Origin of the sequence: Candidatus Saccharimonas sp. (genome assembly GCA_015256915.3) — a bacterium.
GTDB lineage: Bacteria > Patescibacteriota > Saccharimonadia > Saccharimonadales > Saccharimonadaceae > Nanogingivalis.
Genome location: CP076101.2, coordinates 600,895 through 622,177, shown reverse-complemented (window position 1 = coordinate 622,177; position 21,283 = coordinate 600,895). Strand labels below are relative to the sequence as shown.

Below are 21,283 nucleotides of genomic sequence, written 5' to 3'. Positions count from 1 at the left end.
AAAAATCTGTTAAAATATAGAAAGTTTATGAATTTAGAAAAGATTAGAAATTTTTGTATTATTGCTCATATTGATCACGGTAAGTCGACCTTAGCTGACCGAATGATGGAAATTACCGGTACTGTTCAAAAACGTGATATGAAGTCGCAGCTTTTAGACTCGATGGATTTGGAGCGCGAAAAAGGAATTACAATTAAACTTGCGCCTGTAACAATGAATTGGCAGGGGATAGAATTGAATTTAATTGACACTCCTGGACATGTTGACTTTTCCTATGAAGTTTCGCGTTCTCTTCAAGCTTGTGAAGGTGCAATTTTAGTGGTTGATGCTTCGCAAGGGATTCAAGCACAAACTTTGGCTAATGTTTATCTTGCAATGGCGGCAGATTTAAAAATTATTCCAGTTTTGAATAAAATTGATTTACCCGCAGCAGATATTCCGCGAGTTTCGAAAGAAGTTATTAATCTTTTAGGTTGTGATGAAAGTGAAATTTTACATATTTCAGCCAAAACAGGAATGGGTGTTGAAGAAGTTTTAAATGCGGTGATTGAGAAAATTCCTGCACCAAAGGAGATTTAATGAAACCACTAAAAGCTTTAATTTTTGATAGTTATTATGATGATTACCGTGGCGTAATTTTATACGTGCGTATTTTTTCGGGTGAGCTAAAAAAAGGTGAAGAAATTAAAATGATGGCGACAGATTCAAAAGGTTTGGCGCTAGAAATTGGTAAGCTTCAGCCAAAAATGACACCATACGATAAAATGAGTGCGGGCGAGATTGGATACATTGTGACTAACTTAAAAACTACCCGTGAGGCAAAAGTTGGTGATACTGTAACTCTTTCGAAAAATCCTGCTAGTGAGCCTCTACCTGGTTATCAAAACGTTCAGCCGTTCGTTTATGCTGGGTTTTTCCCGGTTTCAAATGAAGATTATCAAGATTTGAAAGATGCGGTTGAAAAATTAAGTTTAAGTGATTCTGCACTTCAATTCGAACCAGAGAATTCACCAGTTTTAGGTTTTGGCGTGCGAATTGGCTTTCTTGGTCTTCTTCATATGGATATTGTTCGCGAGCGTTTGGAACGTGAATACGACTTAGATTTGGTGGTAACTAATCCTTCAACCGACTATCATGTTATTTTGACAACAGGTGAAGAATTAGATATTAAAAGTGCTGCTGATTTACCTGATCAAACAAAAATTTCTGAAATTCGTGAGCCGTGGATTAAAGGTGAAATTGTGGTACCAAAAGATTATGTTGGTGCTGTAATCCAGCTGATTGTTTCGAAACGCGGTTTGCAAAAGAATTTAAGCTATATTGATGAGCGTGTTTTGGTCTCTTTCGAAGCACCACTCGCTAACCTTTTGACCGATTTTTATGATCAATTGAAAAGCGTTACATCTGGTTATGGTTCATTTAATTATGAACTTTGGGATTATTTGGTAGAAGATTTGGTGCGTGTGGATTTTTATGTTGCGGGCGAAATGGTTGATGCGCTTTCGGTGATGTGTCACCGTTCGGAAAGTGTACGAATGGGTCGTGAAATTACTGCAAAATTGAAAGAAGTTATTCCGCGACAGAATTTCCAGGTGGCGATTCAAGCGGCGATTGGCGGAAAGTTTATCGCGCGCGAGAATATTTCGGCTTATCGAAAAGACGTGACTGGTTATCTTTACGGTGGCGATGTTTCTCGAAAGAAAAAACTGCTTGCTAAACAAAAACGTGGTAAAAAGCGAATGAAGAAATTTGGAAATGTTGAAATTCCGAGCGAAGCTTTTACTGTAATGCTAAAACGAGATTAAAAGAGGTTTTTGAAAGCCTCTTTTTTTATTTTTATACTTGACAAAATATATCGGGGGGGGGGTAAAATGATTATGTAATAATTAATATTTTATAAAGGGAGTTATAATGAAAGAAGAAAAATCAACTGTAGAATCTAATGATAGCAAGCAGCTAAATAGAATATCTTCGAAAACTAAATCTGAGAAGCCATTCTATAAAAAAGCTTGGTTTTGGATTGTTATAGTTGTAATTATTGCTATTGGTAGCCAATATAAACAGCCTGAAAAAGTTGGTGAAAATAAAAATTCTGGATCAAACGGATCATCTCAAACTCAAAAAGGTGAGTCTAAAAAAGAAGAAAAAACTGAATTCAATGTTGGTGATATAATTGCGTTCGATGGAAAAGAATTGACCGTTGAAAAGGTTGAGCGAAACTGGAATTCTGGAAATGCTTATTTAAAACCAAAAGATGGCAAAGAATATGTAAAAGTTTCAGTAAAGATTGAAAATAAATCTGAAACAGAGATGAACTATAATGTTTTTTGAATTTAAGGCTGAAGATTCTAACGGAGCCGCTGAAAGCGCTGATGGACAAACTTATAGCCTACCAGATAGTCTTGGTTCTGGTGATTTAGTAAAAGGTGGTAAAAAGAGCGGTTCGATAATTTTTGAAGTCCCTGCTGGTTCTTCACTAAAACTCCATTATCAACCATCATTTTGGTCTAATAAAAAAGTTATTGTTAATCTATAATAAATTTTTAAAACGGGCTTACTGTGAGCTCGTTTTAATTTGCTAAATTACTTAAAAAATGCTAAAATATAAACAGTTATGTTAGCTTATAAAAATAGATTTCATGGTCATGGTAGCTTGCGTTATGTTTATTCAAACGGAACTTCAGTTCGTACACAAAAAATTACCGTGAAATTTGCACAAAATCCACGCCGTAAAGATTCACGTTTTGCGGTTGTGGTTTCGAAAAAGGTTTTAAAGAGCGCGGTTGGCCGAAATCGAATTCGCCGGCGAGTTTATGAAATTATTCGCCATGAACTACCAAAAATTGATGGCACTTTTGATGTTGTAGTGATGATTTTTCATAAAAGCATAAAAGATATTCCGCATGAAGAACTTAAAGAAGCTATAATTGATATCTTTAAAGAGGCTGATTTTTATTGTAATAAGTAGTAGAAAGTAGTATAATAATAGATATGAATTTATTTGAATTATTTATTACTCAGCCAATTTTGAACCTATTATTGGTGATTTATAACTTTATTGGCGATTTTGGCTTCACAATTATTATCTTCACTTTAATTGTGCGATTTTTGATGTGGCCACTTACAAAGAGTCAGCTTCATCAATCAAAAGTTATGCGAGAGCTTCAGCCAGAATTGCAAAAAATTCGCAAAAATTCGAAAGGTAATAAGCAAGCTGAAACTTTACAGATGATGGAACTTTATCGCCGTCATAATTTCAAGCCATTTCGTTCAATGCTGGCTTTATTTATTCAGCTGCCAATCCTGTTAACTTTCTTTAGTGTGATGCGAATTGTAGTGAATACGCCTGATCAAATTTCGAAATGGGTATATCAGCCAGTTGCACAAATGAGTCGCGTGAGTGATGTTATTTCAAGCAAAAAACTTGAACCAAAATTCCTTGGAGTTATCGACTTAACAGATACGGCTGTGCCTTTAAATGACCTTTCAAGCGGTTTTATGATGATAATTTTAGTTGGACTAACACTTTCGCAGTGGTATATGGTTCGGCAGACTCAGCCAAAAAATGGTAATCGTCGGATTCGTGATATTTTTAAGGAGGCAGCAGAAGGGAAAGAGCCAAATCAAGCAGAACTTAACGCTGCTGTAAATTCTAATATGAATTTAATTCTCCCAGTAATTTTGTTCTTTCTTATGATGGGGCTTTATGGTGCTTTGATTTTTTATTACCTAATTTCGAATATTATTCAAATTATTCAGCAAAAATATATTTTCTCAATTGATTCAAAAGAGATGGAAAAAATTGCTCAGGAATCTCCAAAAAATAAGATTAAAAATACTAAAGAAGCAATCATTGTAAAAAATACACCATCTAAGACGATAAAGAAAAATTCGAAAGAGAAAGGCGGAACGAATATTCGAAGAATTAAAGCGAAAGATGGAAAACGGAGGTAATATGAATCGAGAAGAATCAATTGTTTTTGCACAAAAGTTTTTGGAAGATATTTTGAGCTTTTTTGGAGTTAATCTGGCGGTTCATTCAACTGCGGATGATGAAATTATTCAGCTTTCAGTTCCTTCAAGCGAACTAAACTCTTTATTTATTGGTCGTGATTCTGGAAATTTACGTTCATTACAATTTTTAATTTCACGAGCGCTTGAGGCTAAAAATGCTGAAATTCACCGTGTAAATATTGATGTTGCAGATTATAAAAAACAACGAGCTCAAAAAATTACTGAAAAAGCTGAAAAATGGATTGAACAAGTTCGAAAAACTGGTGAGCCTTACCGATTAAATTTAAATCCGACTGACCGCTTCACTGTCCATAAATTAGCTCAAGATTATTCAGATATCGAAACACATTCTGAAGGTGAAGGTCGCGAACGACAATTAATTATTTCGAAAAAATAAGTCTTTTGAAGGCTTATTTTACTTTGTTTTTAGTTTAAAAATGGCTTACAAATCAATTATAAATTTCTTCAGTAAATAATTATGTTTAATCTTTATTGAAGACAACTTTTTTGTAAAGGATAAAGTTCCAGATTAAGCTGAAGACAGTAGCGATAAGTTTTGAAATTAAAAGCGATATTTTTGGATTTTTTAAAATACTTTCGAAAAATGGTAAAGTTAGAAAAATTATCACACCTTGAATAACCCAAAGTCCAAAAAGTGTTACAATAATAAAAAGTGCCATTTCTCGAACAAGTTTTTTTTTGCTTTTTGAAACTGATTTAAAAGTGATTTTCTTATTTAAACTAAAGCTATTTATAAAAGTAATCCCAGTTGAGAAAATGTTTGCAGTTAAAGAGCTAATTCCAAGAGAAGTTAGTCCAAAAAGAATTACAAAATCTAGAATTGTATTCAACCCGCCAATTGCTGCAAACCAAAATTCTTGGCTATTTTTTAGCTTTTTTAGTAGATTTTTCATGGTTGAATTCCTTGATTTCTTGCGCTAGATAAACGGGGCGATTTTTGCTTTCGATGAAAATTCGACCAATATATTCGCCTAAAATTCCAATTGAGAGGAGCTGAATCCCGCCAAGAAAAAGAATTACTGACATAATTGAAGTATAACCGTCACCAGTTGGAACGCCAAAAAGTGGGCGAATTAGCAAAAAAGCAATCCATAAAAATGCAGCAATTGAGATGAAAAATCCTGTAATTGTAGCAATGCGAAGTGGCGCAACAGTAAAGCTGGTGATTCCTTCAATTGCGAGATTAAAAAGTTTTGCATAATTCCATTTTGTTTCGCCAGCTACACGCGCATCACGTTTATAAGTAATCTCTTTCTTTCGAAAACCAACCCAAGAGAACATTCCTTTGGTATAACGGTTAGTTTCGCGGAGAGTTTTTAGGGCTTCGACTGCACGGCGGTCGAGAAGTCGAAAATCACCAGTGTCGCGTTGAATTTCAATTTGTGAAATTTTATCAAGTATACTGTAGAACCATTTCGAAGTTTGCTTTTTAAGCCAAGTTTCACCCTCACGAGATTCACGTTTAGCATAAACATCATCAAAACCTTCTTCCCAAAGGTTGATCATTGCGGGAATTAACTCTGGTGGATCTTGTAGATCTGCATCAATAATTACTAATGCATCTCCTTTTGCATAATCAAAACCTGCCAGCATTGCATTTTCTTTTCCAAAATTTCGGCTTAAATTAATGTAGGAAATTCGTGAATCTTTTTGGCTTTCACTCCTAATAATTTCCATTGTTTTATCTTTTGAACCGTCATTAATAAAAAGAAATTCAAAATCATATTTTGAAGTGTTTTTTGCTAAAAGGTTGAGCCTTTCGAAAAGTTTTGGTAGAGCTTTTTCTTCATTATAAGCTGGAATCATGATTGTAATGAGTTTCTTCATAGTAATTATATTATAGCACAAAATCACCAAAAAATATAACCAAAATGTTGAAATTTTATTTGGCTTATGCTAAAATTGGTTTAGGAGAAATAAAATGAAAATAAACACACAAAATACTAAAAAAACTAAAACTATTATTTTTGCTGCATTTGTAATTTTGCTGGTCGCTGGTGCTGGTGGAATTTTCTGGTGGGTAAATTCAAATTCTCAAAAAAATAATGAGAAAAAAGAAGAAAATACTTCAAAAGTTGAAGAGAAAAAAGAAGATTCGAAAAAACCTGAAGAAACTAAAAAGCAAGAAGCTGCAAAGGAAATCATTAATTCGAAAACTAAAAATAATAATACTGATCGTGCTGAAGGAACTGTTGAATCCTCGGGTTATACAAATTTTCCAACTTATACAACCGTGCAAGTTGAAGATGGTACAGTTCGTGTGGCCGGGCAGATTTCAGGGCTCCTTTATGATGATGGGAATGGTAAATGTTCATATACTCTAACGCATTCTGATGGAACTAAAATTGAACTTTCAACTGAAATTTTAGAGAGCCCAAATAATAAATATTGTAAGGCAGTTTCGAAAAAAATTAGTGATAGTGAATTTAAAACTGGAAAATGGACAGCAATAACAACTTATAAAAATTCAAAACAAAAGCAAGAAGGAAGGTCGGATGCTCAAAGTTTTACAATCGAGAAGTAGAAAATTTAAAAAATCAATTTTAATTGGTGCGCCAGTTGTGGCGGTTATTATTTTTAGTTCTTTAGCTGTACTTAGAAATCTTTCTAACGCTGTTAAAGCAACCGATTTCAATCCTGGACGAATTATTGACGACAGTATTTTTTATAATAAAGATGCAATGAACGTGCAGCAAATCCAAAGCTTTTTAAATAAGCAAATTGGTAGTTGTGATACCTGGGGTACTGGACCTTCTGGGAAAAATGATGGTAGAACCGCTGCTCAATTTGCTGCTGCACAAAATTCAAATTATTGGCATAAACCTCCATATGTATGTATAAATAATTATCACGAAAACCCAAATACTGGCGAAACTTCTTTCGAAAAAGGTGGCGGATCTTTCGAAGGTGGAATTTCGGCGGCACAGATTATTTATGATGCGGCTCAGAAATATGGAATTAACCCGCAAGTTTTGTTGGTTTTACTGAAGAAAGAATCTCTCAATTTACTAGATGATAATTGGCCAGTAAAAACTCAATATAAATATGCAATGGGCTATGCTTGCCCAGATTCTGGACCTGGATTTTCTGCTGCTTGTGCGGATTCGAAAGCTGGTTTTTATAAACAAATGACTTTGGCAGCTTGGCAGCTCAAATATTATAAAGACCATCATAAAGATGGTGGCTATTCGCTAAAGCTTGGATGGAATAATATTCAATATTCACCAAATCCAGCTTGCGGTACAAAACGTGTTAATATTGAGAATGTTGCAACTTTAAGTTTATATATTTATACACCGTATGTTCCGAATGATTCAGCACTAGCAAATTATCCGGGAACTTCACATTGTGGAGCTTATGGAAATCGTAATTTCTTTATGTTCTTTAACCGGCTATTTGGCTCTACTCTTGAAAGTAAAAGAATACACAGTGGAATATATGAAAGATACATTGAGCTAGGTGGTGAAAAAGGATATCTTGGTGACGTAGATTCTGAATTTTTCAAGACCGATAAATCAATATTCCAAAGGTTTAAAAATGGTTTCATAGTTGGAAGTGATAGTACTGGATATTGGGAAAACTATGGTAAAATTAGACAAAGATATTCTGAGCTAGGGTATGAACATGGTAAGATGGGATTACCACTATCTGGATATTTTAACACTATCAATAATGGTCGTGCGCAAAAATATCAGAATGGTTTCATAATTGGAAGTGATAGTACTGGATATTGGGAAAGTATTGGTTTAATTAGAGATAAGTATGCTCAATTAGGGTATGAACATGGTAAGATGGGATTACCTATAACACAAGAATTTTCAACTATTCAAGGTGGATGGTTCCAGAAATATCAGAATGGTTTTATTATAGGTAGTCCAAAATCTGGATATCATGAAAGTTATGGTAAAATACGCGAACGCTGGAATAAGATTGGTAATGAAAAAGGTGCTTTAGGATTTCCTACTAGTGATGTTATTGAAGAAAAAGGTTATAAGATACAACACTACGAGAAAGGTGATATCATAGGAAACGATAATTTAGGATATTGGGAAATTCAGGGTGATGTATTTAAATTCTATAATTCATTAAATGATACGCAAAAAGATAAACTCGGCTTACCGTTAAAGAATGAAGCATGGAATGATGGTAAATGGACTCAGAATTTCGAAAGAGGATTAATTACGGGTGTTGGTAATAAATATATATTAAAAATAGATAAATAGCAGTTAAAACAGCAGAGATGCTGTTTTAACTTATTAAAAATAATCTAGAAAGCTAGCTATTTTCAGATGTTAAAATAGTTTAGTGTTGGAGTGTTAGGCGATATATGATATAATTAAAAGCATAATGATTAAAATAGGATTTTTTGAAAAGAGGAATCGGGTTCTGCTTGCAGAACTCGTTAAAACAGATTTTAAGTTAAGGTATCAAGGCTCAGCTTTGGGAATTTTATGGTCAGTTCTTAAGCCACTTATGATTTTTGTGGTGATGTATTTTATATTTGTAAAATTCTTGCGAATTACTGATTCTTCAATTCCAAACTATGCAATAACTCTACTCCTTGGTCTCTCTCTTTGGGGATTTTTTACCGAAGCAGTTACTTTGGGGATGAATTCAATTGTTGCTCGTGGTGATTTGATGCGAAAAATTAATTTTCCAAAATATATCGTGATTATTTCTTCAATGGTGAGTGCTTTAATTTCACTTTCAATTAATCTTTTGGTTGTTTTAGCTTTTGCAATTTTTGCTGGTGTAAAATTCCAATGGTCTGTTTTAATTTTGCCATTTAACATTATACTTCTTTTTGCTACAGCTTTTGGTTTAGCGTTAATTTTATCAACTCTTTATGTTAAATTCCGTGATATTTCGCATATCTGGGAAGTATTTATGCAGATTTTAGTCTATTCAATGCCAATTATGTATCCAATTTCAATGGTTACAAAAGTTTCAATTTTTGGATTTTCGATTGCGAAAATTATGATGCTTAACCCAATTGCGCTTGCGATTCAAGATATTCGCCACAATTTGATCGCTCATGAAACACCAACTTTCTGGACACTTTTCGAAAATTACTGGTTTGTGTTAATTCCAATTTTGGTCACAACTTTATTAGTAGCTTTTGGTCTATGGTATTTTAATAAAAATTCGAAAAAATTTGCGGAGATTATGTAATGGGAAAATACGCTTTAGAAGTAAAAAATGTTTCGAAAAGTTTTCGTTTACCAACAGAGCAGGCGAGTGGTATTAAACAGGCTTTTGTAAACTGGACGAAGGGAATTAAAGGCTATAAAGAACAAAAAGTTCTTAAGGATATTTCATTCAAGGTTAAAAAAGGTGATTTTTATGGTATTGTTGGTCGAAATGGTTCAGGAAAATCTACATTACTTAAAATTATTTCGCAAATTTATACGCCAGAGAGTGGTACAGTAAAAGTTGACGGAACTTTGGTTCCATTTATTGAGCTTGGTGTTGGGTTTAATCCAGAACTTACTGGCCGTGAAAACATTTATTTAAATGGTGCCCTTTTAGGTTTTTCGAAAGAGGAAATTTCTGCAATGTATAATGAAATTGTTGAATTTGCTGAGCTTGAAGAATTTATGGACCAGAAATTAAAGAATTATTCTAGCGGAATGCAAGTTCGTTTGGCTTTTTCGATCGCTATTAAAGCTCAAGGTGATATTTTAGTGTTGGATGAAGTTTTAGCAGTTGGTGATGAAGCCTTTCAACGTAAATGTAATGATTTTTTCGAAAATATTAAGAAAGATAAAACTAAAACTGTTATCTTGGTTACACATTCAATGGCGGATGTTAAAAAATATTGTAATAATGCTATTTTTATTGCAGATGGTATGATAAGTGAATCTGGTGATGTTGATAAAGTTGCTGAGAAATATATAGCTTCCAACCTAGACACGCTTAATTCTCGCAATATTTATAATTCTAATACTGATGATAATTCTTCCTCAATTAAAATTGTTGGGAATAAACCAATTATTCATCATGGTGAATATTTTGAGGCTGATATAGAATATTCGTATAACGGTGATGCTGAGTTATATATTGCTTATACTCTTCAAGATGAAGGTAGAGGCGGTAGAGTGTATGACAGCGGTCATGTAAAGGTTTCTACAGATAATTCAGTATTTAATATTAGGATTTCTTTAGATAATTTTAATTCTACCGACTTTAGAGTTGTTGCAGTTCTATATGAAAAAAATAAAGATCATTCTAAGGCTATTGCTAATACTTTTGATGGCGGTGATTTTAGATTTAAATATTTAACTACTAAAACCGATAACGACTATGGTTTAGTAAAAAAGAATATTATTGAATAGGAATAGATAGTTTTTTAAATAATACCACTACTTGAGTTTAAACAGTGGTATTAAAATAAAAAATATTAATTTTTTAGATTATTTTTTTCAGTGTGTAATATTTTTCATCTAATTTTATATTTTTTTGAGATTTAATATTTTTAATAAACAACAATATATTAGCCAAAATAAATGCTAATAGAGCATTTTTTAGTATTAAGGTTGCTATAAGTAGAAATATATATTCTATTATCCCTATCTCTGGCGTTTTTTTAATAAATTTTGGTGCCAGTATCCTATTGTCAATAATATGCTTTATATTATTTAAAGATTTTTTAGATCCTTCTTGCTTGGTTGAATATTGAATAGATGACATCATGAAAGATATTAGCCACCTAGCTTTAATAAGTTGAACATAGGGATTATCTTGCTGATTTGCTATTTTCGAAAATTTATCTAGCTCTCTTGCATTTTTTATTCTATATTCAGTGTTGAGCTTTGTAGTTTTTACTATACTCGTTTCACTATTGGAAATATATGTGTAATAAGGCGCTACATCTAGTATGTCAATCCTGCTTGATTTTAATAAGAAATTCAGGTTGAATATTAGATCCTCTCCAAATCTAAGGTTTTCATCTAATTTAATATTATTATCACGGATTATATTTTTTCTATAAAGCCTATTCCACAGATTATACATTCGTCCATCTAAACTTAGAGATTTTAATGTTTTTTGTGCTATATCATTTTCACCTGTTATAGATTGTTTTTCTAAATTAATGTGCCTATAAGTACTTTTATTATCTTGGTTATGCCTTATACTCCACCCAAAAACAAGCATATCTGAATTTTTATAATTATTCATTCTTATTGTTTTTACGGTGTTTAAAAGATGTTCGGAATCTATAATGTCGTCTGAATCGCAAAATCCAATCCATTCTCCAGATGCCTTAGATATTCCAATATTTCTAGATGCGCTAGGGCCAGAATTTTTTTGTCTTATTACTGATACATCATTAAGCTTAGATATATTTTTTAGAGAATCTAGCGTTTCTTGATCATCTGATCCATCATCAACAACTATAATTTCTAATATATTATCCATTGTGTTACTTACTTTAAGTATTGAATTAACAATGTTTTCTATATTAGTACCCGTATTAAATACGGGTACTATAAAACTTATTAAATATTTCGAATTATTGCTCATATATTTAATTATATATCCTTAGAAATCTTATCTATAAAGCTTTCCCACGAATGCTGCGTTTTTAGCTTTTTTCGCAAATTTGCTGTAAATTTTTCTGCATATGTCGGATTGTTTTTCAGGAATTCTATAGCTTTTACATATCCATCTATATCTTCCATATCTACTAATAATCCACTCTCTTTATCGGTTATAAACTCGCTGATTCCGCCAATGTTGCTGGATACTATTGGTATTCCTTTGGATGCTACTTCTAACAATATATTTGGAACTCCATCTGTTTGAGAGGTATATAAATATATATCGTAGTTACTTGTTTCTATAGAATTTATACCTTTAAATCCTCCCATATAGTTAACTCGAGAGTCCTTGAAGTAATTTTTACTATATTGTTTCTTTTCAATGACCCCGTATGCATCTATTTCGAAATCTTTCGAGAGCTCTTTAGATATTTTTTTAAGGATATCTGGTCTTTTTTGGAGTGCTATTCTGCTGGCCCATAGAATTTTAATTTTTTGACCATATTCTATATTATTCGAATTGTTATCTTCTTCTATAGTTTGTGGTTGATAGTGAACTCTAAACTTAGACTTTTCGAATAAATTATTTTCTAAGGCCTGATCTATTACCGCCTGGTTATCTGTGAAAACTAAATTAACTATATCCCATACTTCTACTAATTGAGGATCTGCGAATGAAAGTATTCTATCTTTTTGGCTAGTAAATTCACGCATGAACAAAGATATGTTTAATTTAATATTTTTTTCTTTAATTACTGACTTATGTTCTGATAGCCATCTATACCAGTATTCATCATTTATTAAGTGTAGATTTTTAATTTTTGCTTGAATTAGGAGACGCGACCATATTATATTTTTTTCGTAATCTCCCATTTTTTTCGTCAATCTTCCGAAATCTATTAGATCTACTCCTAAATTACTGAAAAAATCGATAGTTGGCTTATTGAATGGCTGTGTTGATAATATTCCTATATTCCATTTAGGGTGAATCTCTTTTAAAGCTCTGATATAGTTAGAAATTAACTTTTCTGTTCCGCCCCTTCCGCTCATAGCAGGTGCTAAGAACAAATAATCTATATTATTTCCAGATATCTGTTCGCATAGCTTTTTATATACGATTCCATACTCATTGTCTAATGGGTTAAAAGTTAGTGGATGAAATTCTACTTGTGATATTTTTTCTTTTGTGGGGTAGAGTTGATTTTCTATGGCATTAATTTCTCTCCAGTCTTCAATAAAGAAGGTGGGGAGCTTTTTCATATTTTTTTTACTTAGGATTCTTGATGCCACTGGTGACATAGCTCTTCTTATATTCTCTGATTTTTTTGCAATATCATACAGTGCTCGATAATATTTTTTAATATTAATCCTAGAGCTTGTCTTTTTTTGAGGTATTGGCATTTCGATTGACTTAATATATTCTATATCGAACAGGTCTGAATAGTCTAGAATTGTATTTTTGTGTTGGGTTGATACCGAGACGTTAGGCCGCTGGCGATAGAAGAAAGTAGTTTCGGGCGCAATAAGTATGGGTATATTTTTAGAAATAATATCACAGTTAAATAGATAATCCTCGAATCCAAAACCTCCTTTTTGGGGTTTGAATGGCGTATCTTTTAGTAATTCTGTTTTAGCTATTAAAGTTAATGTCCATGGATTCCAATATGACATCTGTATAGAGTCTATATTTTTTTCTGTAGAATTTCGCATTTGCCATATTGATAGAGAATTCATGCGTGTGCCAAACATCGCATGTATTTGAGGCCTAATAATTGAATTTTCGTTTTCTTTTAATTTTGCTAATCCATTTTTAAACCAATTCTTAGATACTAGATCATCGCCATCTATAAGTGCGCATATTGATCCTTTTGCTTTCGAAATTGCGAAATTTCTATTATCTGCAGGGTTTCCAAAAGATGATTCGAATATTTTGATTTGTTTTTTCTTACTTAAAAATTTAGCAACTCTTATAGTTTCATCATCTGGATTATCTAGACTTATAATTATTTCATAGCTTATTTCAGGTAATAGTTCTATAGATTTTTCTATAGATAATATTGTTTTATATAGATACAATCCTTCGTTATGGGCTGTTACTACTATAGATAATTTAGTCTCTTCTATATTTTTCATATATATTATTATAGCATATAGCGTGTTGAAATTGAATATTGGATTAGTCTGTGTTATAATGATGACATGGTAATTAAGGCATTAAGATTATTTTCTCTTATCAGCTTAATATTTGGCATATTTGGTCTTTCGAAAAATATATTTAGTGTATATGATCCTTATAAAGTATTGATTATAGCAATAGTATTGATTTTGTTTGTTGTGGCGGTTTTTTTATTATCTAAAAAATTTAGTAAGAAAACTCTGCTTATATTCTTTATTTTTATTGCTTCAATCTCTCAAATGATAACTGGTTTTTCTACCGCCTCAATACAACACTCTTGGGATGCTGGCGCTATACAAACCATAGCTAATAATTATATAAAAACTGGTAACACCGATCCAGATGATAAAGCTTGGGAATATAATTATTTATTGAGATATGATAATAATATAACTATAACTTATTTTGTAGTAATAATATATCGTATAGCTAATTTTGTAGGTATTGATAAAGATATACTTCTAATTTTTATAAATAATATATTAATTCTTGTTTCTTCATTATTTATAATGGCTATTATCTATGTTAAATTTAATAAATCTGTATTTTCTATTATATCAACATTTATTATCGCTATAATAAATTTTTCTCCATATTCTACGGTATTTTATACGGATACTGTCGGTCTGTTCTTTGTTGCTTCTCAATTATTTATTCTTTTACTTATTGAATTATATGCAAAAAAAGGCAATGGCTACATACTAAAAATCTTAACTATATTATTAGGAATTTTTGCTTACTTAGGGTATGCTATAAAGCCTACTACTTTAATATTAATGATATCAATATTTCTATCTTCGTTATTTTTTATAAATAGATGTCGAAATATAAAAATAATCGCAAAATATTTTGGTTTATTTATAATCGGAGTTATTTCTTCCTTTTTTGTATTAAATACTTTAATTACATCTTCTAACGGTTTTGCGAAATATTCCAGTAGTCAAATACGTGAAAAAAGAACTGGATTTTTACATTATTTAGGTATGGGATCCATGCGAGGGCTTCCACCTTATAATGAATGTAATACTGGATCATATTGCCCAAGATACGCTGATGATACTGCCGCTAAAGGTGCAAGAGAGCGCGAGAAAGTAAGTTTAAATATATTTATTGATAGTTTGACGAATAATTTTCCTTTTGGATGGCTTAAGTTTGCTATTTTAAAGATTTCGAATTTCTTTAACGACGGAACATTTGGAGTGTGGGGAGAGGGTTCTAGTAGAAATAATTTCATACAGTTTTTAGTTGAAGGTAATATAGTGCATAAATTTAGGCGTTTTCTATCTTGGAATGGTAATAAATTTCGGCTATTTAGTGTTTTTATTTCTATTATGTGGGGAACTATTCTTACTTTATTTACAATTTTTATCTTTAAATCAGCTAATAAGTTTAAATACTATCATGTAGTTTTACTATTTTTCACTCTTTTAGTAGTTGCATATCAGGTTTTATTTGAAAGTAGGGCAAGATATATTTTTATATATTTACCTATTTTTATAGTAGGCGCTGCGTTTGGTTTAAATTTTATATTGGAGATGTATAATGGCCGTAATGAAAAAAGATAAAATAACCATATTTAAAGTCAATTTAGTATTGTCTGATACCTTAGCGGTTGTGAGCTCATTTATGCTAGCATATTTTGCGAGAACTCATCTTGATTCCCGCGCGTATTATTTTGCGCCAAATATCTGGAATTTTGTATTTTTGGCAGTTTCGCTTCTACCACTTTGGCTGGCCATTAACTATTTCTTTGGCCTTTATGACCGTTCGGTATTTTTTTATCGACCAAAAGAGTATGGTAGGTCTTTAGTTGTTTCAATAATTAGTATTATGGCTATGATTTCTTATGAATTTTTCACCGGTGATGAAGTTTTTCCAGTTCGAATAATTGCGGTCTTCTTTGTTCCAATTAATTTCTTAATGATGATTCTTGGTCGCGAAATAGTGCGTTTTATTCGCCGTGCTTTGATTCGAAGTGGTTTTGGTCGCCAAAAAGTTTTAATTATTGGTTCAAACTCTCGTTCAACAGAATTGGCTCAATTTTTTCATGACAATATTGATTTTGGTTATGACGTAATTGGAATGGTTTCGAAAAGTCAATTTTTACCAACGAAATCACCTGTTCGACATTTTGTGAGTTTTAAAGATGCAGCTTTAAAAACAAATCCTGATATCTTAATTCAAACGGATACACTTAGGAGTGAAGATATTTATAACTATGCGATCGAAAATCACCTTGAGTATATGTTTGCACCACAACAAGATAGGCTTCTTTCGCAGATTAACACAATTGAAGTTATTGGCGGAACTCCAATCATTGATGTAAAAATTACAAAATTATTTGGTATGGGTCGAATATGGAAGCGTATAATGGACCTAATTTTAGCAATCTTTGGTTTAATTTTAGTTTCACCAATAATGTTAATTGTGGCGATCATTATGAAGATTACCAATCCTAAAGATTCAATTTTCTTTAGACAAGTTCGCCTAACACGCTTCAATCGGGAGTTTTATATCTATAAATTTCGCTCACAAAAGGCTGAATTTGATGGCTTAACTCCCGAACAGGCTTTCGAAAAAATGGGAAAACCTGAACTTTCCAAAGAATATCGTAAAAATGGGGATCAGCTTGATAACGACCCAAGAATTACAAAAATTGGAAAATTTATCCGTGCAACTTCTATTGATGAATTGCCACAGCTTTTTAATGTTGTTCGTGGCGATATTTCACTTGTTGGTCCTCGGGCTTTAATTCCACAAGAGATTAACAAATCAAATAGAAAAAATATTATTTTGGCGGTAAAAGCTGGTGTTACCGGATTAGCTCAGGTTTCAGGCAGGCGTGACATTTCTTTTGAAGAACGCCGCAGACTGGATGTTTATTATGTTCAAAACTGGTCAATTATTTTTGATATTCAAATTTTATTTAAAACTGTTGCAAGTGTAATTTTTCGAAGAGGGGCAAAATAATGCAAAATCCAAAATGGTTAAATGGCAGGAAAGTTGCGATTGTGACAGACTGGCTCACCACTTATGGCGGTGCTGAAAAGGTTGTTGCTACGGTTTCAGAGATTTTCCCTGAAGCACCAATTTTTACATCGCAATATTCAGAAAAAGAAGTTGATTGGTTTTCGAAAAATGATGTTCGGGTGGGCTGGTTGAATATTTTCCCGGCAAAATTGCGCAAAATATTACCAGTTGGGCGAATACTATATTTTCGAAATTTAGGCAAAAAACTAAAAGATTTTGATGTTATTATTTCAATTTGTTGCGCTGAAAGTAAAGGTTTGAACCTTTCAAATAATCAGCTCCATATCAGTTATTTACAAGGCCCTCCAATTCAATATTATTGGGGAATGTATAATGATTATATTGAAAATCCTGGTTTTGGTAGGTTGAATTTTTTGGTGCGATTTTTATTTAAATTATTAGTTAATCCACTTCGAAAAAATGATTTTAAACTTGCTCAAAAACCAGATTTTTTGATCGCAAATTCAAATTATTCTAAAAACGAGATTTCAAAGTATTATAAAAGAGAATCAACTGTGGTTTTTCCACCAGTAGAAATTAGAGAATTTAAGTTTCAAGATAAAAAGAAAAATTATTATATTACAACTTCTCGCCAAGTTAATTGGAAGAAACTTGATTTAGCAGTTAAAGCTTTTGCTAAAAATGGTAAAAGGTTGATTTTGGTTGGTGGCGGAGCTGAGCATCAAAAGTTGAAAAATCTTGCAAAAAACTCACAAAATATTGAGTTTATTCAAAGAGTTAATAGTCCAAAAGAGCTTTCGAAAATTGTGGGTGAAGCAAAAGGTTTTATTTTTCCGAGTTTGGAGCCTTTTGGAATTGCGCCGATCGAAGCTCTTGCTACTGGAACGCCAATTTTAGCATTCAATAAAGGTGGTTCACAAGATTATATTCAAGAGGGTAAAAATGGTGTATTTTTTGATGAGCAATCAGTTGAGTCAATCTTAAGCGCTATTAAAAAATTCGAAAAATTAAATTTTGATGCTAAAAAAGTTTCAGAAAGTGCTAAAAGTTTTTCGAAAGATAATTTTAAGAAAAATTTCGAAAGAGAAATCAGGAAAGGATTTAATGAAAAATTTTAAAAAACTTAGTTTAGCTGAAAAAATATTATTTTTTGCGCCATTTATGGTTTGGTTTTCATATTACCCAAATTTTAATTTTGGTAAAGCGGCGGGTGCAAATTTAGAATTTTCAATTGCTCTAATTTATGCTGTAATTTTAGCACTCTTTAGTATTAAAAATATTTTTAAAAACCGCAAAACTCTTTTAAAGAACAACGCAGTTTTGGTTACTGGATTTTTTGTTTTTTGGAATTTTTTAACGATTTTAAGTTCGCAAAATCAATTGAGAAGTTTTTTAGTTTCTGGCGTTTGGTTAGTTTTGTGGCTTGATTTTTTGGCGATTTTGAGTTTTTCGAAAAATAAAAAATTATTTGAAAGCATTATAAAAAACTTTATTTTTAGTGCTTTTTTAATGTCAATCTTTGCAATAATTCAGGTTGTTTATGGAACTTGGTCGGATTGGGGTCTTTGCGCTGGGTGCAGTGCACGAGGTTTTGGATTTGTGCGCCCAAGCGTTTTTGCAATTGAACCACAATTTTTTGCAAGCATGCTTCTTGCGCCAATTTTAATTTTAATAAGTAGAATTTTTAATAAAAAATCCACAAAAAAAGAAAAAATAGCAGTTTGGATTATGCTTTTTGCTTTATATTTAACACTTTCGCGTGGGGCAATTTTTGCACTTTTATTGGCAGTTTTGGTTTTGATTTTCGTAAACCAAAAATTTTCGAAAAAAGTAATTTTACGAAATTTTTTAATTTCTGGCTGGTTTATTGTTTCAAGTTTTTTGGGTGGAATGATTTTTCATGCAATTTTTACCGAGTTAAACCCACGAGTGAGTGATGGTTTTTATGATTCAATTTCGAAAAGTGTAAACCAAATAAGTTTGGGAAAAATTAAATTGCCGAAAATTGAAAAAGAGATTAATCAAGAAATTAAAGAGCCAGAAATTGAGAGTAGTAGTTTAAATTCGAAAGATCCAACAGAAAAAACTGTAAAAAAACCTAAAAAGGCAATGTTTGATGGTTATGTTGAAAAATCAACCAATGAACGCACAAAAATGTCGGATTTAGCAATAGAAACTTGGCTTTCGAACCCTTTTGTTGTATTCTTTGGAGTTGGTTCTGGGGCTTCTGGAACGGCGATTTTAAATTCCACGCACCAGATAGCTAACAGTTCAGAAATTGTTCAGAATGAATTTTTATCGATTTTATTAGAATTGGGTATTTTTGGTTTAATTATTTGGGGGTTAATAATATTCAGAATTTTTCTAAAATCTAGAGAAGAGAGGTGTATTTGGGCAATTTTAACTGCGTTTTTGGTTCAATGGTTTTTCTTTTCAGGACTACCAAATGCACTACATATTTATTTGATTTTAGCAGTATCATTTGTTATAATTGAAAGAGCTTATGAAAAAAAATCAGCAATCAATAGATGGGTTCACACCAAGGCGGCGGGTCGATTCTTTAAGTCGTGATAACAGTTATGAGAAAATAGCTAAAAAACCAGTTTCGAATACTCAGGTTCAACCAAGAATAACGGAAAATGAGCATTCGAAAAAAGCTAAAAATCGAGAAGAGAATTTAAATGAAGATATTGAGTCTGCTTTACAAAATTTAGAAATTGAAGAAGTTCAGGAAAATGAACGGAAAGAACGAATAGCTTCGAAAAAACAACGAAAACTTCTTCGAAAACTCGAAAAAAAGAATTTGAAGCGCGAGAAAAAAGGTAAAGAAGCTCTTTCTTTAGAGCAATTTAAGCGACGTCGAATTTCGGGGCGAATTTTTGCTATTATTTTATCGATTTTAATTATTGTTGGTGGATATTTTGTATATAAAGCATACAAAGATTTGTATAAAATAACGAATGGTAATGTTATTGGCGCCGTTTTTGGAGAGAAAAAGAAGTTAAAGGCCGATTCTAATGGTCGTACAAATATTTTACTTTTTGGAACTTCGCCAAAAGGTTGGGACGGTGAGAACTTGACCGATTCTGTAATGGTCGTGTCTGTCAATCAAGAAACTAAGAAAATTTATACTATCTCGTTACCGCGAGACCTTTGGGTTAAACATACTTGTCGTAGCTGGCTTGGAACAACCGCCGGAAAACTTAATGAAACCTATGGTTGTAGTTATTATGATGCTAAAAATAGTGGCTCAAGTGAAGAAGAATCAGAGAAGGCTGGTCAAGATTCTTTAGCTAAAAAAGCAAAAGAAATTTTAGGTTTAGATATTCAGTATGTTGTTCATGGCAATTGGAAAGTCCTAATTGATGCTATTAATTCTGTCGGCGGAATTGATGTGAAAGTCGAAGCTTATGATGGCTCTAACAGAGTTTATGATGTAGCTACGAAAATTAACTATAAGAGCGGTGAAACTTATCATATGGATGGTGAAACGGCATTGGCGTTTTCGCGCGCTCGAGGTTCAGCGGGCGGAGTTGGTTTGAGTGGAAGCAATTTTGACCGTGAACGAAATCAGCAGAAGATTTTAAAAGCGGCGTTTTCTAAGATAAATGAACAAAAAACTAACCCAATAACTTTACTTTCGCTCGCTTCATCTTTGGGTGAAAATATCCATCACTCATTTAGCGGAGATGAACTAAAGACTGCGGCTGAAATTGCTCAAGACTTTAACGGTGGATCTATAACTTCTTTACCACTTGTTAATGAAAATGATCAGTCTGCAAATTATTTCACAACTGGGCTAATTAATTCGGTTAGTGCAGTTTTACCAAAAGCTGGAACTTATAATTATAGCCAAATTCAAGCTTATATTTCAAAAAATACAATTGGTAGTGAGGTTATTAAAGAAAACGCTAAAATTAAAATTTTAAATGGTACGAATTATTCAGGATTAGCTGCTCAAGAACAGAAAAAGCTTGAGAAAGAAGGCTTTAATATTCAAGATATTGATTCTGCACCAAAGCGAGACTATGCTAAAACTAAAATTTATTATGTAAAAGAAGATTCGAAAACCGCAACAATTAAAAATCTTGAATCTAAATATTCAACCAAAGCTGAAAAATTACCATCAGAATTATCAAAAATAGGAGAAGATTCAGATATAATTATTTTGTTAGGTGAAGATAATGGCAATTAATTTGACTAAAAAACAAGTTGAACTTTTGAATTTTATAGAAGTTTTTATTGAAGAATCTGGTTATAGCCCAACATATCGCGAAATTGCTCGTGGCATGGGCTATAAATCTGTTGCAACGGTAGCGAAGCATATAGATAATTTGGTTTTAATGGGAAAAATAACTAAATCTGATGGTGGTGAAGCTCGTTCGATTTCTATTAAGAAACAGATATCGGAACTTTCTGGCGATGAAAAAAATATTCATGATTTTTTAGTTAAGAAGCGAGACTCCTATGCTGAAAATAATCAAATTGAACAAGCAAGAAAAATTGATGATGCAATTCTAACTTTGTGGTATTAGAATAT

Annotated in this window: 19 protein-coding genes and 1 pseudogene; 16 read left to right on the top strand and 4 right to left on the bottom strand. The window is 32.1% G+C overall.

What is annotated here, in order from left to right; all coding sequences use genetic code 11:
- The first annotated feature begins 27 nt into the window (after positions 1 to 27).
- From lepA to HXL38_003130, 6 genes and pseudogenes are all read left to right on the top strand, one after another.
- Positions 28 to 1,805: pseudogene (lepA, locus tag HXL38_003155) on the top strand (translation elongation factor 4).
- A gap of 106 nt (positions 1,806 to 1,911) precedes the next feature.
- On the top strand, positions 1,912 to 2,331 hold the full coding sequence (locus HXL38_003150; GenBank protein QWB90950.1) for a DUF4352 domain-containing protein: 420 nt from the start codon (positions 1,912 to 1,914) through the stop codon (positions 2,329 to 2,331).
- Positions 2,321 to 2,536, top strand: coding sequence for a DUF4352 domain-containing protein (locus tag HXL38_003145; protein ID QWB90949.1), 216 nt, complete (start codon positions 2,321 to 2,323; stop codon positions 2,534 to 2,536). The genes HXL38_003150 and HXL38_003145 overlap by 11 nt, the downstream gene beginning before the upstream one ends.
- Positions 2,537 to 2,614: 78 nt before the next feature.
- On the top strand, positions 2,615 to 2,968 hold the full coding sequence (gene rnpA / locus HXL38_003140; GenBank protein QWB90948.1) for a ribonuclease P protein component: 354 nt from the start codon (positions 2,615 to 2,617) through the stop codon (positions 2,966 to 2,968).
- 23 nt (positions 2,969 to 2,991) lie between these two features.
- On the top strand, positions 2,992 to 3,954 hold the full coding sequence (locus tag HXL38_003135) for a YidC/Oxa1 family membrane protein insertase (protein QWB90947.1): 963 nt from the start codon (positions 2,992 to 2,994) through the stop codon (positions 3,952 to 3,954).
- Position 3,955: 1 nt separating this feature from the next.
- On the top strand, positions 3,956 to 4,411 hold the full coding sequence (locus HXL38_003130) for a single-stranded DNA-binding protein (GenBank protein QWB90946.1): 456 nt from the start codon (positions 3,956 to 3,958) through the stop codon (positions 4,409 to 4,411).
- Between the two features lie 85 nt (positions 4,412 to 4,496).
- On the opposite strand, the gene HXL38_003125 is transcribed toward HXL38_003130, so the two are convergent.
- Both HXL38_003125 and HXL38_003120 read right to left on the bottom strand, forming a co-directional pair.
- The gene (locus tag HXL38_003125; GenBank protein ID QWB90945.1) at positions 4,497 to 4,928 is read right to left on the bottom strand and encodes a GtrA family protein; all 432 of its coding nucleotides are present in this window, start codon (positions 4,926 to 4,928) and stop codon (positions 4,497 to 4,499) included.
- A complete protein-coding gene (locus HXL38_003120) occupies positions 4,897 to 5,862 on the bottom strand; it encodes a glycosyltransferase family 2 protein (GenBank protein ID QWB90944.1) in 966 nt (321 codons plus the stop codon). The genes HXL38_003125 and HXL38_003120 overlap by 32 nt, the downstream gene beginning before the upstream one ends.
- Before the next feature lie 94 nt (positions 5,863 to 5,956).
- Between HXL38_003120 and HXL38_003115 the strand changes: the two genes are divergently transcribed.
- From HXL38_003115 to HXL38_003100, 4 genes are all read left to right on the top strand, one after another.
- Positions 5,957 to 6,559, top strand: coding sequence for a hypothetical protein (locus HXL38_003115; GenBank protein ID QWB90943.1), 603 nt, complete (start codon positions 5,957 to 5,959; stop codon positions 6,557 to 6,559).
- Complete coding sequence (locus HXL38_003110; GenBank protein ID QWB90942.1) at positions 6,531 to 8,258, top strand: hypothetical protein; 1,728 nt, start codon at positions 6,531 to 6,533, stop codon at positions 8,256 to 8,258. Before HXL38_003115 ends, HXL38_003110 begins: the two co-directional genes overlap by 29 nt.
- A 124-nt stretch (positions 8,259 to 8,382) precedes the next feature.
- Positions 8,383 to 9,207: an ABC transporter permease gene (locus HXL38_003105; GenBank protein ID QWB90941.1), complete on the top strand. Its 825-nt coding sequence runs from the start codon at positions 8,383 to 8,385 to the stop codon at positions 9,205 to 9,207.
- On the top strand, positions 9,207 to 10,370 hold the full coding sequence (locus tag HXL38_003100; protein QWB90940.1) for an ABC transporter ATP-binding protein: 1,164 nt from the start codon (positions 9,207 to 9,209) through the stop codon (positions 10,368 to 10,370). Before HXL38_003105 ends, HXL38_003100 begins: the two co-directional genes overlap by 1 nt.
- Before the next feature lie 73 nt (positions 10,371 to 10,443).
- Here HXL38_003100 and HXL38_003095 read toward each other — a convergent pair whose 3' ends face one another.
- A complete protein-coding gene (locus HXL38_003095) occupies positions 10,444 to 11,559 on the bottom strand; it encodes a glycosyltransferase (GenBank protein QWB90939.1) in 1,116 nt (371 codons plus the stop codon).
- 8 nt (positions 11,560 to 11,567) lie between these two features.
- Positions 11,568 to 13,709: a glycosyltransferase gene (locus HXL38_003090; GenBank protein QWB90938.1), complete on the bottom strand. Its 2,142-nt coding sequence runs from the start codon at positions 13,707 to 13,709 to the stop codon at positions 11,568 to 11,570.
- Positions 13,710 to 13,775: 66 nt separating this feature from the next.
- On the opposite strand from HXL38_003090, the gene HXL38_003085 reads away from it, so the two are divergent.
- Genes HXL38_003085 through HXL38_003060 form a run of 6 tightly spaced genes read left to right on the top strand, consistent with a single transcriptional unit; the run spans position 13,776 to position 21,278 of the window.
- A complete protein-coding gene (locus tag HXL38_003085) occupies positions 13,776 to 15,317 on the top strand; it encodes a hypothetical protein (protein ID QWB90937.1) in 1,542 nt (513 codons plus the stop codon).
- Positions 15,295 to 16,722, top strand: a complete 1,428-nt coding sequence (locus tag HXL38_003080) for a sugar transferase (protein ID QWB90936.2) — start codon at positions 15,295 to 15,297, stop codon at positions 16,720 to 16,722. Before HXL38_003085 ends, HXL38_003080 begins: the two co-directional genes overlap by 23 nt.
- A complete protein-coding gene (locus HXL38_003075) occupies positions 16,722 to 17,861 on the top strand; it encodes a glycosyltransferase (GenBank protein ID QWB90935.1) in 1,140 nt (379 codons plus the stop codon). The genes HXL38_003080 and HXL38_003075 overlap by 1 nt, the downstream gene beginning before the upstream one ends.
- Positions 17,848 to 19,314 carry an O-antigen ligase family protein gene (locus tag HXL38_003070; protein QWB90934.1) on the top strand — a complete coding sequence of 489 codons (1,467 nt, stop codon included), beginning with the start codon at positions 17,848 to 17,850 and terminating at the stop codon, positions 19,312 to 19,314. Before HXL38_003075 ends, HXL38_003070 begins: the two co-directional genes overlap by 14 nt.
- Entirely contained in the window at positions 19,247 to 20,938 is a 1,692-nt protein-coding gene (locus HXL38_003065) for an LCP family protein (GenBank protein QWB90933.1), read from the top strand. Before HXL38_003070 ends, HXL38_003065 begins: the two co-directional genes overlap by 68 nt.
- Positions 20,928 to 21,278, top strand: a complete 351-nt coding sequence (locus HXL38_003060) for a hypothetical protein (protein ID QWB90932.1) — start codon at positions 20,928 to 20,930, stop codon at positions 21,276 to 21,278. Before HXL38_003065 ends, HXL38_003060 begins: the two co-directional genes overlap by 11 nt.
- The last annotated feature ends 5 nt before the right edge of the window (positions 21,279 to 21,283 follow it).